The following is an 818-nucleotide window of genomic DNA, read 5'->3' as shown; positions in this document are numbered from 1 at the left end:
GGTGAGTTGAAGGCGCCTGTCGTCATCGGTCGCGATCACCTCGATTCCGGCTCGGTCGCCTCGCCGAACCGCGAAACGGAATCGATGAAGGACGGATCGGACGCGGTATCCGACTGGCCGCTGCTCAACGCATTGCTCAACACGGCGTCCGGCGCCACCTGGGTGTCGCTGCACCATGGCGGCGGCGTCGGCATGGGTTTCTCGCAGCACGCCGGCATGGTCATCGTCGCCGACGGCACGCGCGAAGCCGCCAGGCGCCTGGAGCGGGTGTTGTGGAACGACCCGGCGACCGGTGTCATGCGCCACGCCGATGCCGGCTACGAAATCGCCGTCGAATGCGCCAAGGAGCACCAGCTCAACCTGCCCGGCATTCTCGGGTGAGAAACGTCCGGCCGCAGGCAGGCGAAAAGCCGCGGAATCGGCTTTTCGAGTTTCGAACGCCCGTAGCCATAGCGGAGGGCTAGGCATGCGCATCCTGCGGGCAGCCGAATACCGGTCGATGCCGTGGAAGAACGGCGGCGGCGTGACGACGGAAATCGCCGTCTCGCCGCCCGGTGCCGGGCTAAACGATTTCGACTGGCGCGTGTCGATGGCGCGTGTCGAATCGAGCGGTCCGTTCTCGCAATTCGCCGGCATCGATCGCACCCTTGCCGTGCTCGAAGGCGAGGGCATCGTCCTCGAGATTGCCGGCTACCCGCCGAGATCTATAAACAGGACGACCGCCCTGTTTTCTTTCCCGGCCGACGTGCAGACCTCGGCCGCGCTGATCGGCGGACCGATCACCGATCTCAATGTCATGACCCGCCGTAGCCGGATGA

The 818-nt window shown here is 65.6% G+C and carries 1 protein-coding gene and 1 pseudogene; both read left to right on the top strand.

Annotation, left to right across the window (positions count from 1 at the left end):
• A pseudogene (locus tag ENZ75_RS33175) lies at window positions 1–381 on the top strand (urocanate hydratase); the annotation flags it as partial.
• Window positions 382–466: 85 nt separating this feature from the next.
• The coding region (locus ENZ75_RS33170; RefSeq protein ID WP_206617178.1) for a HutD family protein at window positions 467–818 on the top strand (352 nt) is incomplete at its 3' end.

This window comes from Mesorhizobium sp. M7A.F.Ca.CA.002.04.1.1 (assembly GCF_004022805.1).
GTDB classification, from domain to species: Bacteria; Pseudomonadota; Alphaproteobacteria; order Rhizobiales; family Rhizobiaceae; genus Mesorhizobium; species Mesorhizobium ciceri.
The sequence above is the reverse complement of the archived record's forward strand: the minus strand, read 5'-3'. Positions and strand labels throughout refer to the sequence as shown.